The following is a 14722-nucleotide window of genomic DNA, read 5'->3' as shown; positions in this document are numbered from 1 at the left end:
GGCGGTCCAACCTGGGCTGCAGACCCAAGGGGCTAGCGCATGGCAACTGGAGCACTTGCCGCGAAGGCCATAAAAACATGAAGCCACAGCGGCCACAATACAAAACAAACAAGAATGCTTTTATTGTAATTCAGCGCAGGCTGTCACTACACTCAGACGCACCTAACGACGGCGTGCAGCTGCCATCGCCCCGCAGCTTGCCGACCAGCGCCAAACCGCAGCCGCGCTCATGGCCAGAACAATAAGAACGAAGGAGCCCAAGGTGTCCCTGACTCACATCCACACCCCGATCCAGATCGGCGGCATCCAGATTCCCAACCGTGTGGTACGCACAGCCCACGCCACCAACCTGGGCGGCGGCAGCATGAGCGATGCCCTGATCGACTATCACCTGGCCAGGGCCAAGGGGGGAACCGGTCTGTCGATCGTCGAGATTCTCTCGGTCCACCCCACCAGCCCGGCCACGCTCAACGTGTTCAGCCCCGGCATCGAGGACGGCTACCGCCGGCTGGTCGAAGCCATCCGCCCGCACGGGATGCGCCTGTTCCAGCAACTCTGGCACGGCGGACACAACGCCCTGCCGCTCGACGGCAGCCCGCCCTGGTCTGCCTCGGATGTGCCCAGCCCGACCATCGGCGTCACGCCCATTCCGATGACCCAGGCGATGATCGACGAGGTCATCGCGGCCTATGCGCAAACTGCCCGCCAGTGCGAGCGCTGGGGGCTGGACGGCGTGGAGATCCACTGCGCCCACGGCTACCTGCCGGCCCAATTCCTTTCCACCAATGCCAATCGGCGGGAGGACGACTACGGCGGCTCGTTCGAGAACCGCGTGCGCTTCCTGCTGCAACTGGTGACTGCGGTGCGCGAGGCGGTTTCCCGGAATTTTGCCGTCGGCGTCCGTCTGGCTCCCGATCTTGGCGTGCAGGGCATCGGCCCGGCGGAGATCGCGCAGGTCGTCGAAGTGCTCGAGTCGCGCCAGCTGATCGATTTCGTCGACATCTCCCTCGGCGACTATCACAGCTTCCCCAAGCTGATCGGCGGCATGCACGAACCGATGGGCTACGAGATGCCCACCAGTGCCCGGATCGCCCGCACCTGCCAGACCACCACCATAGTCACCGGCCGCTTCCGGACCTTGGAGGAAGCCGACCAGGTCATCCGTGCCGGGGATGCCGACATGGTGGCCCTCACCCGGGCACAAATCGCCGATCCGGACCTGGTGCGCAAGACGCTCGCCGGCCATCCCGAGCAGGTGCGCCCGTGCATCGCCTGCAACCAGGGCTGCGTCGGCGGCCTACTCGGCCCGGCCGGGCGCATGGGTTGTGCGGTCAACCCGGCCGTCGGCGCCGAAAGCACGCTAGAAGATGCGGCATTGCCACCGGCAGCCAGTCCCCGTCGGGTTCTGGTCATCGGCGGCGGGCCGGCCGGCATGGAAGCGGCCCGCGTCGCCGCCCTGCGTGGCCATCGCGTGGTGCTCGCCGAGGCCCAGGCGGACCTCGGCGGCTGCATCCGCCTCGCCGCCATGGCACTGACCCGGCACGGCATGGGTGACATCACCACCTGGCTGGAGCAGGAAATCTATCGGCTGGGCGTCGAGGTGCGCCTGAGCAGCTACCTCGGCCTCGAGGACATCCTCGCCGAGGCACCGGATGCGGTGATCCTAGCCACCGGCTCCACGCCGCGCATGGACGGCGTGCAGCTGTCCAACCCCGGCGAGCCGATCGCCGGGATCGAGCAGCCGCATGTCATCTCCAGCTGGGATCTGCTCCTCGACTCCGCCCGCCCGCTGCCGGACAGCGCGGTGGTGATCGACGATGTGGGCCACTACGAAGGCATCGCAGCAGCCGAACATCTGCTCGGCAAGGGGGTGAAGGTGACCTACCTGTCACGCCACGCCGCCTTCGCGCCGCTGGTCGAGCCGGCCCTGATGACCGAGCCGGCCCTGCAACGCCTCAGCCGCGGACCGTTCGTGCCGCTGCTGCGCAGCCGGGCGGTGGCGATCGAGCGGGATGCCGTGACCGTCCTGCCCACCTATCTGGCCAGCGCCGACCATGCCCCGAGTCGGGTCGAGGCCGGACTCGTGGTGCTGGTCTCGCACAACCGCGCGAACCGTGGGCTGGCCGCGGAGCTGGAGCCTCACGGCATCCCGCTGCAGGTGGTCGGCGACGCCAACTCGCCACGTTTTCTCCAGTCCGCCATCCGCGAGGGGCGGATGGCGGGCATCGCGGTCTAGCCCCCACCACAACCACGCCAGCCAACAATAAAAAGGACAGCCATGAAAAAGTTCGCGAACAATACCATCATCGTCACCGGCGCAGGTTCTGGGCTGGGCAGGGCTTCGGCTCTGCAACTGGCCAGGGAAGGCGCCGCACTGGCGCTGGTCGATCTCGACGCCAGCGCCCTGGAGGACTCGCGCGCGCAGATCCTGGAAGCCGCACCCGCAGCTGAGCTGCTGCTGATCGTCGCCGACGTGGCCGACGAGAACTCGGCGAAGAACTATGTGGCGCGCACGGTCGAGCGTTTCGGCCGGATTGACGGCTTCTTCAACAATGCCGGCATCGAAGGCAAGCAGGCCGTCACGGAAGACTATGACTGCCAGATGTTCCACAAGGTCATCGATATCAACCTGAACGGCGTGTTCTACGGCATGAAGCACGTCCTGCAGGTCATGAAGAAGCAGGGCTTCGGCGCCATCGTCAATACCGCCTCGGTTGGCGGCATCCGGGGCATCGGCAATCAGTCCGGCTATGCCGCCAGCAAGCACGGCGTGGTCGGCCTGACCCGCAACTCCGGGGTCGAATACGGGCAATACGGCATCACCATCAATGCCATTGCCCCCGGCGCGATCATGACGCCCATGGTCGAGGGTTCGCTCAAGCAGATCGGCGGCGACAACTGGGAGGCGGTTGGCGCCGAGTTTGTCAGCGTCAACCCGATGAAGCGTTTCGGCAAGCCCGAGGAGGTCGCCAATCTGGTGTCCTTTCTGCTGTCCAGCGAGGCCACCTTCATCAACGCGGCGGTGATCCCGATCGACGGTGGTCAGTCGTACAAGTACTGATGCCGTCTCCTGGCAGGCGGCCGGAATGAGCCGCTTGCCAGGGCAGCAATCCGCGCGTCAACAGCCCGATGAGCCGAACAGCGCCGCGGCCGCCTGACAGGACAGTTGCGCGGCATCCTGCAGGGAGCGCGCGCGCTGCTCCGCGGAGATGATCTCGACACCCCAGGGGCCCTGGTAACCTGCCGCCCGCGCCGCGCCGATAAATCCGTGCAGATCGAACTCCCCTTCCCCGCACAGACGACGGCGATTAAGGGTGTCCTCCAGCTCGCTGCCGACCGGCTGCAACGTCCCGTCATCCAGCTCGACTCCGCCGATACAGCCGGCGGGTAACGCGGCAATCTGCGCGAGGCTCATCCCGCCGCGGGTCACATGCCAGCTATCCAGCATCAGGCCTCCGCCGGCACCGGCACTTTCGCCAAGCACCTGCAGGGCCGTGTCGAGATCGGGAACGCTGGAAATGACGATGGGTTCCAGGGTGACCTGGGTGCCGGCATCCAGCGCCTGGCGCGCCAGCAGCTGGAACTCGTCGCGCATGTGCTCGACCACCGCCGGGCGTCCGTCAAAGTCACCGGCCGCCTTCACATGGTGCGCCCCCAACTCGGACGCGGCCTGCAGCAACAGGTTGCGATCCGCATCCGAGCGAGCCCGCTCGCCGCCGGTGGAGTACCAGCCGAACAGGGCCTCCAGCTCGAGGTAGCGGATGCCGTTGTCGGCAAAGATCTTGCGCATCTGCGCGAAACTGTAGCGACTCAAGGTCTCGCGCAGGTCGGCCTGCTTGATGCCGAAGCCGGTGTAGCCGGCCCGTGCGGCAGCCTCCACGCGCTCGCGGAAACTCCACGGGCTCTGGTCCTGCTCGCCGAACACATAGGGACCGGCCAGCGTCCAGTAGCAGGCGATCAGATCGACGGCAGGCTCGTCCATGGCAGGTCACCTGTTCCAGGAAAGAGGAGGAGATGAGCCGGACCCGTTCCGCCAGGCATCCGGCCAATGACGCAAAAGGTGCCGGCTCTATCGACCAGCGAGGTTATATGCGGCCTACGTCCGGCATTCCCGGACAAGCGCAGTCGACAAGCAAAGCCTGCTCCCGCTAGGTGCGGGAGCAGGCGGTCACTCAGCCCTTGGCGACTACCAGCCGATCACCTTCGCTATGGGCGCCAGCCTTGGCAGCATCCTTGCTGCCAAGCTCGGCAACCAGACGCTGGGCAGCGTCTTCGCTCAGGTAGTGATCGAGGGTGCGGTGGAACAGCTGGTTGCCCGGCTCGTTGCGACCGAAGGTGATGTATTCGAAGGCGCCCGACTCGAGGCCCTCCTGCACCTTGAGCCCCAGCTGGTAGTCCTCGCTGTCCACCACGCCACGCAGCCAGTCCATCATCTGCTCGTTGGCCTGGCGCTCCTCTTCGCTCTGCGGCGCCTGGCGCTGGATGAAATGCAGCACCGTGCGGTTCTCGCCGACGCCCGGCCCGGGGATCAGTTGGGCGATCTGGGTGATTTCCGGTGCGACGAAGATCGACACGTTGGGGAACAGGGTGCGGATGAAGTCGTAGCCGTTGTTTTCATGCAGATGGAGCTCATCCGGCGGCACCTGGCCGAGCTTCTCCTCCATGGCCTTCTGGGCGAAGCCGATGAGCTGGTGCGGCCCGTAGTTGTCGTAGGCCGCCAGGTTGGAAAAGGTGCGCGCGTGGATGGTCTCGGGATGCGCCGCGGCGAAGTGGTAGCCCTCGAGATAGCCGTCATAGGCGACCTTCCAGTTGGCGCCATGAATCTCGCGGTTGCCGCAGTAGTGCCAGTCGGCGAAGCCCAGCGCCTCGATGTCCTCGATCATCCCGCCGAGGAAGCCCTCGAAGTCCACCTCCAGCCCCGCGGTGAGGACGACGAAGATCATCCCACCACGCTCGTAGACCGGCAGCTGCTTGAGCTTGAAGCTGGCCTTCTCCACTTCACCGTAGCTGTCTTCGCCGGCGATGCGCAGCAGGTTGCCGTCGTTGCCGTACAGCCAGGCATGGTAGGGACAGGCGAACTTGTCGCACTTGCCCTTGCCTTCCGCCAGCTTCATGCCGCGGTGGCCGCAGACGTTGAGCATGGCCCGCACGCTGCCGTCGCGCAGCCGGGTCAGCAGGATCGGCGTATCCAGCAGGTCCAGGGTCTTGTAGTGGCCGGGCTGGGAAATCTCCGCGGACAGCGCGGCGAGAATCGGCAGGCGCTTGAAGATGACCTCCATCTCGCGCTGCCAGAGCTCAGGGTCGGTGTAGCTGGCCGACGACACGCGCATCAGGCCCTCGGCCTGGTCAGTGGTGCGGTTACGGACATGATCGAGCAGGCGCGCTGCGACCCGGTTATGGATTTTTTTTACTTGTTCCATTCTTTTCTCCCGGATGAGATCGGCTTTCCTGAGCCAAAATCTAAAAAACACAATAGCCTGTTTTTATACCTGCAAGCTACAGCGCTGAAACGGCCTGTTTGGGCGCAAGCTCCGCCGCGTCGCGCGCAGCAACGGCACGCTCGCCGAGGATGAGATCGGCCGCCCGCCAGCCCAGGGCCATGGCCGGACCGTTGGTATTGGCCGACACCAGGGCCGGCATTACCGAGCAGTCGGCGGCGCGCAGCCCCTCGACGCCCCTGACCCGCAGATGCTCGTCCACCACCGAGCCGCCATCCGTTCCCATTCGGCAGGTGCCGATGGCGTGGGTACCGCACAGCGAGGTGCGCACGAAGTGATCGAGGATCTGCTCGTCGCTCTGGCAACCGAGGCCCGGTACCAGCTCTTCGCCGACGTAGTGCGCCAGAGCTGGCTGGGCCATATAGCGGCGCATGTACTTGACCATGGCCACGGCCGCCTGGCGGTCCTCCGCAGTGGTCAGCCAGTTCGGCGATATCGCCAGCGGGTCGTCCGGGTTGGCCGACTGCAGCAGGACAGTGCCTTCGCTGGTCAGCTGCAGCAGCTGGCCGTAGATGGTCAGGCCCGGCTGGTCCTCTACGCCATCCGGCACCGGGAAGTTGTCATCGCTGCGCGGATAGGTGAAGGCGCTGAGGTACAGCTGCGCATCCGGACGAGGCAGATGCGGCTGGGTGCGGAAGAAGGCGCCTACTTCGAACGGCCCGGTAGCCATCGGGCCGCTGCGGGTGAGGTAGTACTGCAGCACGCTGCCCACCAAACCCAGGCCCTGGAAGCGGGCATTCAGGCCCTTGTCGTTGCGCAGGCGGAACGGCAGCAGGAAGCCCAGGTGATCGCGCAGGCGCCGCCCGACGTCCGGATTTTCCGCCACCAGCGGAATACCCAGCGGGCGCAGGTGCTCGGCGGCGCCGATACCCGACAGCTGCAGGATCTTCGGAGTGAGGATGGCGCCGGCGCAGAGAATGACCTCGCCACGGCAGCGGATCTCGACCGCCTGACCGTCGATGCGGCAGGCCACGCCGACTGCACGGCGCCCCTCGAACAACACGCGATCAACAAGCGCTCCGGTTTTCACCTCGAGATTGCGGCGCTCCAGCACCGGATGCAGGAAGGCCGCGGCCGAACTGACACGGCGGCCGTTCTTGATGGTATGCGCGTAGTAGCCGACGCCCTCCTGATGCTCCCGATTGAAATCCTCGACCTTGGGCAGCCCCATCTGCTCGCCGGCCTGGACCATGGCTTCGCTGACCGGGTAGCGGAACTTGCCGACGCTGACGTGCAGCGGGCCGCCCGCGCCACGCAGCTCGTCGGCACCCAGCTCATGGTCCTCGATGGCGCGGAACGCCTGCTTCATGGCCTCCCAGCCCCACTCGGAACCGGCCTCGCGCTCCCAGATGTGGTAATCCTCGGGCTGGCCACGGACATAGATCATCCCGTTGATCGAACTGGAGCCGCCGATCACCTTGCCGCGCACCCACATTTCCGCCGACTCGGTGTCCGGCAGGCGTGGCTGCTGCACCGGGAAGTGCCAGGCATGCTTTGGGTCGCTGACCAGCTTGGCGATGCCCTTGGGCATGTGCACCAGCGGGCTCTTGTCCCATCCGCCAGCTTCCAGCAGCAGCACCCGCTTGCTGCTGTCGGCGGATAGCCGGTTGGCCAGCACGCAGCCCGACGACCCGGCGCCGACAATGATGTAATCGTATGCGTCCTGATGGCCGCGTTGCTGGGAGTGCTGTGTCATTGGCTTGTCCTGCTTTTATTTTTGCTATGGGACGAAATCGGTGTAGCGCTTCAGTGGGCCGTCCAGCCGCCATCCACGGTGACCAGGCTGCCGTGCATGAAGGAAGCCTCCTCCGAGGCCAGCCACAGCACCGCCTTGACCACCTCCTCCACCTCGCCCAGCCTGCCGATCGGATGCAGGGCCACCAGCTTGGGCTCCAGTTCGGCCAGATTCGGATGGTTGTTGAGCATCGCGGTACGGATCACGCCGGGGCAGATGGCATTGATGCGGATGTTGCGGCTGGCGTACTCGACGGCAGCGGTCTTGGTCAGGCCGGCCACGGCGTGCTTGGTCGCGTTGTAGGTTGCCGAACCCGGCAGCACGGTCAGCGCCAGGGCCGAGGCGGTATTGACGATCACTCCGCCGCCCTGCTTGAGCATCTGCTCCATGGCGTACTTCATGCACATCCAGACCGCCTTGAGGTTGACCGCGACCACGCGGTCGAACTCGGCCTCCTCAATATCGGCGGTGAAATCGTTGCTGCCGCTGATTCCGGCGTTGTTGTGGACGATGTCCAGACGGCCGAAGCGGCTGACGGTGGCGCTGACCAGCTCGCGCATCTGCGCCGCCGAGGTGACGTCGACCTGGAAGAACGCCGCCTGCCCACCTTCCGCCTCGATCGCCGCGAGGCATTGCTGCCCCTGTTCGGCATTGATGTCGGCCAGCATGACCCGCGCACCGGCACGGGCAAACGCCTGGGCGACTCCCGCACCAATGCCGGAACCGGCGCCGGTGACCAGCACTACCTTGTCCTGAAATCGCATACAGACTCCCATCGATTGAGGTGCGGACAGGGAAAGAGCGTCCCCGCCGCGTATCACCTAGCGGGTATTGCGGGCGCTTTCCCGCATGCACATGCCGTCCAGCCAGCGCGCCAGGTTCGGGCAACGCTCGCCGTCGAGGCCCTGACCGACCTGGGCAGCGAACTCGAGGAAGCTGAACAGCAGCAGGTCGACCACGGTGAGTCGCTCTCCGCAGATGAACGGCTGCTCGCCGAGCTGGCGGTCGAGCCAGGCCAGGCCCTCCCGGGCCGCCGCCTTGAACTCGTCCGCCACCGCCGGATAGCAAGGCACCCGGTCCTTGAACAGGGCGAGACCTTCGGCGGCGCGAAAACCCGCAGTCATCGGCTGGACTACCTGCAGGTCGACCCGTCGCCACCACATGCGGGTCAGCGCCCGCTGCTCGGCGTTGGCGCCGATCAGCGCTGGCTGCCGGAAGCGCTCCTCGAGGTACTCGCAGATGGCCGTGGTTTCGGCAATGCACTGCCCCTCGCCCAGTTCGAGCACTGGCGTGGACCCGCCCGGATTGAGCGCCAGGAAGGCCGGCTGGCGGTTCGCTCCGGCGATGATGTCCACTTCCTCAACCGGCAGCTTTACGCCTTTCTCGGCGAGGAACAGCCGCACCAGCCGCGGATTCGGACCGATCGAACTGTAGAGTTTCATAGGCGCCTCCAGCCGGTCAGAACTGCACGCGCTTGGTGTAGCCGCCGTCGATCACCAGGTTGGCGCCGGTGATATACGAGGCCATGGGGCTGGAGAGGAAGAGCATCGAGCGCGCCACGTCCTCCACCTTGCCGAAGCGCCCCAAGGGCATTTCCGAGAGAGTCTTTTCGTACAGCTCAGGCATGGCGTCCTTGATCATCGACCAGTTGCCGCCCGGGTATTCGACCGGACCGGGGGAGATCATGTTGACGCGGATATTCTTCTCCGCCCACAGCTGGGAGAGCTGCTTGCCGTAGGTGATGATCGCCGCCTTGATAGCGTTGAACGCCTGCGGGTAGATGAAGGTTTCCACCGCCGCGGTGCTCGACATCAGGATCACCGAGCCGCCGTCACCGCCGCTCAGCGCCTCTTCCAGGGTCTGGCAGCCGATGACCGCGCCCATCATGTCGAGACGGAAGCTCATCTCCCAGTCCATGGTGCCCTGGGCGCCAGAGGAGCTGGCGTTGTGGATGAAGATATCGCAACCGCCCAGGCGCTCTGCGGCACTGTTCAGCCAGGCCTCGTAGGCGGCGCTGTCGTTCATGTCGAAGGCATCGCCGAAACCGCGCACGCCCTTGGCTTCCAGCACCTTCACGGTTTCGGCGACGCGATTGGCATCACGGGAGAAGAAGGCGATGTCGCAGCCCTCGTCGGCGTAGAGTTCCAGTGCCGCACGACCGATACCACGGCTGCCGCCGTTGATGATGACTTTCTTGCCACGCAGTCCAAGTTCCATGTTCGCTTCCTCTTGTTGTTCTCGATCGCTGCAGATGCTTGTGCGGTCAGGCTTGTTGTTCGGTTTTTTCCAGCTGCGCCGCCCAGTTCAGGCCACGACGCAACAGTTCGTAGTACACCGGCGACTCCCAGGCGCAACGGTCGACCTGCGGCCAGAAGTCCATCAGCGGACGCAGGTCGTAGTGGCCGCGGCAGTGGCCGAGGGTCAGGTACAGCACGCCCCCCTTGCCCAGACGGCGCAGGTAGAGCACTGGATGGCGCGCATACTGCCAGCGGTCGCGCACGAAGCCCGGGGTCTCGCCCTCGAACCCGGTGTCCAGCAGCACGTCCACCTCGGCTTTCATGTCCATCAGGTAGCACTCGTCGGTCACCTCGAAGGGCTCGATGCCGGCCACCAGCGGGTGCTCGGGCTGCGCGACATCCACCCGGAACTGCCCGATCGGCGGATGCGAGGCGAACTGCGAGCCGAGCATCTCCATGAACTGCGGCGCCGAATCCGGAGTGTCGACCAGCCCGTTGTCGAGGAAACGCAACACCGAGTTGGTGCCGTGCAGGGCATACCAGCGGCCGCCCTGCTCCAGCCACTCGCGCAACGCTGCCTGCTGCTCGTCACTGGGGATCACTTCGCAGGTGTAGCTGACCAGGAAGGCTGCCTCGCGGATCGCCTCGAGATTCGCGTAGTCCTCGAACACCCGCACGCGCACGCGCTCGTTTTCACCCAGCAGCTTGAGCAGTTCCAGCCGGGCAAAGTCGATGTCGTGGTACTTGCCGGCCGCCACCAGAACACAATCAATCCTTCCGGTTTGTTTGTTTTCCATGTCTGTCTGACTCATCGCGTTATCTCCTCAGGCGCCAGTCTTGGCCGCCAGAGCGCGCTGCACGGCCGCACCCACCTCGGCGCCGGTGGGATTGCCGCGCAGCAGCAGGCCGCCGTTGACCTGCAGGTTCTCGCCGGTCATGAAGCACTCGTCGCTGGCCAGCCACACCGCTGCGGCGGCGATGTCGGCCTTGGTACCCAGGCGTCCCAGCGGGTAACGGCTGGTGAAGCACTCGTTCACGCCCGGGGTGGCCATGGCTTCGGCGGTCATCGGCGTTTCGGTCAGGCCGGGGGAAATGCAGTTGGCGCGGATGCCGCGGCTGCCGAACTCGTTGGCCACGCAGCGCACTACATGGTCGATGCCGCCCTTGGTGCCGATGTAGGCGGCGTAGTTCTCGATCACCGCACGGGTGGTCGCCGAACTGATCTGGATGATCGAGCCACCCTGCTCCATGCCTTCGACCATGGTCTGCAGGAACTGGAACGGGCCCTTGAACTGCAGGGCGATCATCCGCTCCAACTCCTCCTCGCTGGTTTCCAGGAAGCCCTGGGTCAGCCCCCAGCCCACCGCGTTGACCGCCACGTCCAGGCGCCCGCCCCACTCCTTGGCATGAGCCACTAGCGCCCGCAGGTCACCCTTGCGGGTGATATCGCAGCGCAGGCAGGTACCGCCGAGTTCGTCGGCCAGGCGCGCCATCTCCTCCTCGTTGCGCCCGGAAATCACCAAGCGCGCACCCTCCTCAGCGAAACGGCGGGCGATTTCCTGGCCCATGTTGTCCCGGCTGTCGGCGCCAATGATCAGCGCAACCTTGTCTTGAAGTCGGTTCATCAGATGGTGCCTCCAGCGATGGCGTTGTTGTCGTTATTGGGGGCATAGTCCGCCGCGGCTTTCTGGACCCGACGGGACTCGCCCTGCAGCAGGAAGTGGGACAGTGCCGGGATCAGGATCAGCGCACCGAGCATGTTCCAGACAAACATGAAGGTCAGCAGGATGCCCATGTCGGCCTGGAACTTGATCGGCGACCAGACCCAGGTGATGACACCCGCCGCCAGGGTAACCCCGACCAGGGCCACGACCTTGCCGGTGGTCGACAGCGCCTTGCGGTAGGCCTCGGCTACCGGCATGCCGGCGCGCTGGAAGGCCAGCTGGGTGCTGAGCAGGTAGATGCCGTAGTCCACGCCGATGCCCACGCCCAGAGCTACCACCGGCAGAGTCGCCACTTTCATGCCGATGCCCAGATGCACCATCAGCGCCTCGGCGAGGATCGAGGTGAGGATCAGCGGCACCACGGCAACGATCACCGCGCGCCAGCTGCGGAAGGTGATCAGGCACAGCAGGGCCACCGCCGCATACACGTAGAGCAGCATCTTGCGGTTGGCTTCCTTGACCACGATGTTGGTCGCCGCGTCGACACCGGCGTTGCCGGCGGCCAGCAGGAACTGGCGGTCCTCGGTGTTGTTCTCCTCGGCGAACTGCTTGGCGGTATTGAGGATGCGCTCCAGAGTGGCCGCCTTGTGGTCGGCCAGGTAGGCCAGCACCGGCGTCAGGTTGCAGTTGGTATTGAGGAACTCGGAGTTCCACGACACCGCGTTGTTGATCTGCGCGTCGATGATCCCCTGGTTGTCGCTGATGGTCGCCCACTTCGGGTTGCCCTCGAACATCCCGGCGGTGTAGGTGCGGATCGTATCGGCCAGGGATACGGTGCGCTGCACGCCAGACACCTGGGCCAGCGTCCAGCCCAGACGGTCGACTTCGGTCAGGGTTTCATAGCTGCTGCAGCCACCGGTGGGGGTTTTCACCATCACCGCGAAGATGTCGCTGGAGATCGCGTAGTTGGAGGTGATGAAGGCGTTGTCCAGGTTGTAGCGCGAGTCCGGGCGCAGTTCCGGCGCACCGGCGTCCAAATCGCCCACCTGCAGCTTCAGCGACTCCATGAAGCCCCAGGCGCCCAGCGCCAGCGAGCCGAGGATGGCCACCACCGCCAGGCGCCGCTCGGTGAAGCGGGCCAGACCAGCCCAGATCGGATTGCCACCGTTGGGGGCGAGCTCGGCCTGTTCGGCCTTGAGGCTGCGGTCGGCCGCCTTCGGCGAAACGCCGATGTAGGAGAGCATCACCGGAATCAGGATCAGGTTGGTGAAGATCAGCACGCCCACGCCGATACTGGCGGTCAGCGCCAGCTCGCGGATCACCGGGATGTCGATGATCATCAACACCGCGAAGCCCACCACGTCGGCCAGCAGTGCGGTCATGCCGGCCAGGAACAGACGGCGGAAGGTGTAGCGGGCCGCCACCAGGCGATGGGTGCCACGACCGATGTCCTGCATGATGCCGTTCATCTTCTGCGCGCCATGGCTGACGCCGATGGCGAACACCAGGAACGGTACCAGCATGGAGAACGGGTCGAGCGTATAGCCGAACAGCACCACCAGGCCGAGCTGCCAGATCACCGCGATCACCGAGCAGCCCAGTACCAGCAGGGTGCTGCGGATGCAGCGGGTGTACAACAGGATGATGAAGAAGGCACTGACCACCGCCAGGCCGAAGAACATCATCACCTGAATCAGCCCGTCGATCAGGTCGCCCATCAGCTTGGCGAAGCCGATCACATAGATGTTGACCTTGGCGTCGGGACCCGAGGCGTAGCGCTGGCGGATCTCCTCGATCGAGCGCGACAGCGCCTCGTAGTCGACCGGCTTACCTTCGGCGTCGGCGCTCATCAGCGGCACGATGATCATGCTGGAGCGGTAGTCGAGCGCGACCAGGCTGCCGACCACGTCGGCGCGAGCGATATTGATGCGCAGGTCATTGATCGAGCGTGGCGAGGCGTCGTAGTCGTTGGGCAGCACCGGACCACCGGTGAAGCCCTCCTCGGTCACCTCGGTCCAGCGCACCACCGGAGTGAAGATGGACTTCATCCACGGCCGGTCGACGCCAGGCAGGATGAAGATCTCGTCGTTGATCTTCGCCAGCTCGGCCAGGTACTCCGGGTTGAAGATGTCACCGTCCTTCGCCTCCACCGAGATGCGGATGGAGTCGCCCATGCCGCGCAGCTCGGCGCGGTTGTCCAGGAAGTTGCGGATGTACTCCTGGCTCTGCGGGAGCATCTTCTCGTAGCTGGCGGCGATCCGCAGGTCGCGCAACTGGTAGCCGAAGAACAGCGTGAGCAGCAGACAGCCCAGCACGATCAGCAGCCGGTTGTTGAAGATCATCCGCTCGAGCAGGCTGCCCGACTGGGAGTCGAAGTCCTTGAGGTCACGGATGACCTCCATTTTCGGTTGGTTAATTGGCGTAGCCATGACCGGTCTCCCGCTGTTTGCCAATGCTCACACTCGAGTTCACGAGCGCGCTGGCGGCGTCTTTCTTGTTTTCAAGCTTGACGGCTTCGCTCTGGATACCCGCCGCCCCCACCAGAGTGACCTTGCCACTCGGCGTTACGGTCAGCCCGAAGAAGGGCATGCTCTTGGCAAGCTTGACCGGTTCGAACGTTTCGCCCTTGTCGACGCTGCGCGCCACATCGCCGGATAGGCTGCCGAGCAGCAGCGTACCATCGGCCAGGAAGGTGCCACTGGAGATCCCCGCTTGGGTGTAGGCCTTGGCCCGCGCCCAGCTGTCGCCACCATCCCGCGAGCGGAACACGCTGCCGCGCATGCCGAACGCCACCAAGGTCTGGCCATTGCTGACCGCGCCGAACAGGGTGCCGTCGTAGCCGGTCGGCTTCTCGACGAAGCGCTCCTCGCCATGGCGCATGCGCCAGACGCTGCCCTGCTCGCCAGTCAGGTAGACCGCCTGAGCATCGGCGGTCATCGAGTAGAAATGCAGTTCGTTGGGGTTGTCGACGCGGTGCTGCCAGGGCTGCCAGGTCTTGCCGCCATCCTGGGTCTGGAACAGCCGGTTGAACAGCCCGGCGACGTAGCCGACCTGCTCATTGACGAAGTGCACCGCCATCAGCGGCTGGGTGCCGCCGAAGCCGATCAGAACCTGCTCCCGATCGACAAACATGGAGGCATCCGGCAACTCTGCGCCGGGGCCAGTGTTGCTGTAGTAGTCGAGAACCAAGTGAGACGCTTGCTTGCCATCCAGCTGCTTTTCCCAGCTTGCGCCGCCGTCGCTACTGTGCAGCACGACGCCGCCATGACCCACCGCCCAGCCATGCTGCTCGCTGGGGAAGGACACTGCCACCAGATCGCTGCTCACCGGCACCGCGGACTGGCGCCAGGTATTGCCACCATCCTCGGATACCGCGATGTGCCCGCGAGGGCCAACGGCGATGGTACGGTTACCGACATGAGTGACGGCACTCATCGGGCTCATGAGCATTCGCTCGCTTTTCGCAGCCGGTACCGCAGTCGGATCCTGGAAGGCCAGCACCGGCCCAGCCGCTGCCAGCATTACGCCGAGCACCAACGCCCTGCATCCGCAAAGATCAAAGACACGCATAGGAATTTCCTCAAACCG

The 14722-nt window shown here is 65.2% G+C and carries 12 protein-coding genes; 2 read left to right on the top strand and 10 right to left on the bottom strand.

Translation table 11 applies throughout. The features are described 5' to 3' along the window. Positions 1-262: 262 nt before the first annotated feature. Both BMZ19_RS17950 and BMZ19_RS17945 read left to right on the top strand, forming a co-directional pair. Positions 263-2236: an oxidoreductase gene (locus BMZ19_RS17950; protein ID WP_090312958.1), complete on the top strand. Its 1974-nt coding sequence runs from the start codon at positions 263-265 to the stop codon at positions 2234-2236. A 42-nt stretch (positions 2237-2278) separates the two neighbouring features. Next, positions 2279-3061: an SDR family oxidoreductase gene (locus tag BMZ19_RS17945; protein ID WP_090312957.1), complete on the top strand. Its 783-nt coding sequence runs from the start codon at positions 2279-2281 to the stop codon at positions 3059-3061. A 57-nt stretch (positions 3062-3118) separates the two neighbouring features. Here the strand turns inward: BMZ19_RS17945 and BMZ19_RS17940 are convergent, their stop codons facing one another. From BMZ19_RS17940 to BMZ19_RS17895, 10 genes are all read right to left on the bottom strand, one after another. Then, on the bottom strand, positions 3119-3982 hold the full coding sequence (locus BMZ19_RS17940) for a sugar phosphate isomerase/epimerase family protein (protein ID WP_090312956.1): 864 nt from the start codon (positions 3980-3982) through the stop codon (positions 3119-3121). A 190-nt stretch (positions 3983-4172) separates the two neighbouring features. Beyond that, complete coding sequence (locus BMZ19_RS17935) at positions 4173-5420, bottom strand: aromatic ring-hydroxylating oxygenase subunit alpha (RefSeq protein WP_090312955.1); 1248 nt, start codon at positions 5418-5420, stop codon at positions 4173-4175. Between the two features lie 76 nt (positions 5421-5496). Continuing rightward, on the bottom strand, positions 5497-7194 hold the full coding sequence (locus BMZ19_RS17930; protein WP_090312954.1) for a GMC family oxidoreductase: 1698 nt from the start codon (positions 7192-7194) through the stop codon (positions 5497-5499). Positions 7195-7244: 50 nt separating this feature from the next. Continuing rightward, a complete protein-coding gene (locus tag BMZ19_RS17925) occupies positions 7245-7997 on the bottom strand; it encodes an SDR family NAD(P)-dependent oxidoreductase (RefSeq protein WP_244517273.1) in 753 nt (250 codons plus the stop codon). A 57-nt stretch (positions 7998-8054) separates the two neighbouring features. Then, positions 8055-8675, bottom strand: coding sequence for a glutathione S-transferase family protein (locus tag BMZ19_RS17920; RefSeq protein ID WP_090312952.1), 621 nt, complete (start codon positions 8673-8675; stop codon positions 8055-8057). Positions 8676-8691: 16 nt separating this feature from the next. Next, positions 8692-9450, bottom strand: coding sequence for an SDR family NAD(P)-dependent oxidoreductase (locus tag BMZ19_RS17915; RefSeq protein WP_090312951.1), 759 nt, complete (start codon positions 9448-9450; stop codon positions 8692-8694). A gap of 46 nt (positions 9451-9496) precedes the next feature. Continuing rightward, positions 9497-10282, bottom strand: a complete 786-nt coding sequence (locus BMZ19_RS17910; RefSeq protein WP_212633249.1) for a ThuA domain-containing protein — start codon at positions 10280-10282, stop codon at positions 9497-9499. A 12-nt stretch (positions 10283-10294) separates the two neighbouring features. Next, positions 10295-11095 carry an SDR family NAD(P)-dependent oxidoreductase gene (locus BMZ19_RS17905; RefSeq protein WP_090312949.1) on the bottom strand — a complete coding sequence of 267 codons (801 nt, stop codon included), beginning with the start codon at positions 11093-11095 and terminating at the stop codon, positions 10295-10297. Beyond that, positions 11095-13563 carry an efflux RND transporter permease subunit gene (locus BMZ19_RS17900; protein WP_090312948.1) on the bottom strand — a complete coding sequence of 823 codons (2469 nt, stop codon included), beginning with the start codon at positions 13561-13563 and terminating at the stop codon, positions 11095-11097. Before BMZ19_RS17900 ends, BMZ19_RS17905 begins: the two co-directional genes overlap by 1 nt. Further along, on the bottom strand, positions 13547-14704 hold the full coding sequence (locus BMZ19_RS17895) for a WD40/YVTN/BNR-like repeat-containing protein (RefSeq protein ID WP_090312947.1): 1158 nt from the start codon (positions 14702-14704) through the stop codon (positions 13547-13549). The genes BMZ19_RS17900 and BMZ19_RS17895 overlap by 17 nt, the downstream gene beginning before the upstream one ends. Positions 14705-14722 lie beyond the last annotated feature (18 nt).

The organism is Pseudomonas linyingensis (genome assembly GCF_900109175.1).
In the GTDB taxonomy this organism is placed as follows: Bacteria; Pseudomonadota; Gammaproteobacteria; order Pseudomonadales; family Pseudomonadaceae; genus Geopseudomonas; species Geopseudomonas linyingensis.
Note: the sequence above shows the minus strand (reverse complement) of the source record. Positions and strands in the feature narration are given on the sequence as shown.

Bases quoted from the DNA above. Each gene is read 5' to 3' on its own strand.
- BMZ19_RS17945 (WP_090312957.1), top strand. From the start codon at position 2,279: ATGAAAAAGTTCGCGAACAATACCATCATCGTCACCGGCGCAGGTTCT.
- BMZ19_RS17940 (WP_090312956.1), bottom strand. From the start codon at position 3,982: ATGGACGAGCCTGCCGTCGATCTGATCGCCTGCTACTGGACGCTGGCC.
- BMZ19_RS17935 (WP_090312955.1), bottom strand. From the start codon at position 5,420: ATGGAACAAGTAAAAAAAATCCATAACCGGGTCGCAGCGCGCCTGCTC.
- BMZ19_RS17930 (WP_090312954.1), bottom strand. From the start codon at position 7,194: ATGACACAGCACTCCCAGCAACGCGGCCATCAGGACGCATACGATTAC.
- BMZ19_RS17925 (WP_244517273.1), bottom strand. From the start codon at position 7,997: ATGCGATTTCAGGACAAGGTAGTGCTGGTCACCGGCGCCGGTTCCGGC.
- BMZ19_RS17920 (WP_090312952.1), bottom strand. From the start codon at position 8,675: ATGAAACTCTACAGTTCGATCGGTCCGAATCCGCGGCTGGTGCGGCTG.
- BMZ19_RS17915 (WP_090312951.1), bottom strand. From the start codon at position 9,450: ATGGAACTTGGACTGCGTGGCAAGAAAGTCATCATCAACGGCGGCAGC.
- BMZ19_RS17910 (WP_212633249.1), bottom strand. From the start codon at position 10,282: ATGAGTCAGACAGACATGGAAAACAAACAAACCGGAAGGATTGATTGT.
- BMZ19_RS17905 (WP_090312949.1), bottom strand. From the start codon at position 11,095: ATGAACCGACTTCAAGACAAGGTTGCGCTGATCATTGGCGCCGACAGC.
- BMZ19_RS17900 (WP_090312948.1), bottom strand. From the start codon at position 13,563: ATGGCTACGCCAATTAACCAACCGAAAATGGAGGTCATCCGTGACCTC.
- BMZ19_RS17895 (WP_090312947.1), bottom strand. From the start codon at position 14,704: ATGCGTGTCTTTGATCTTTGCGGATGCAGGGCGTTGGTGCTCGGCGTA.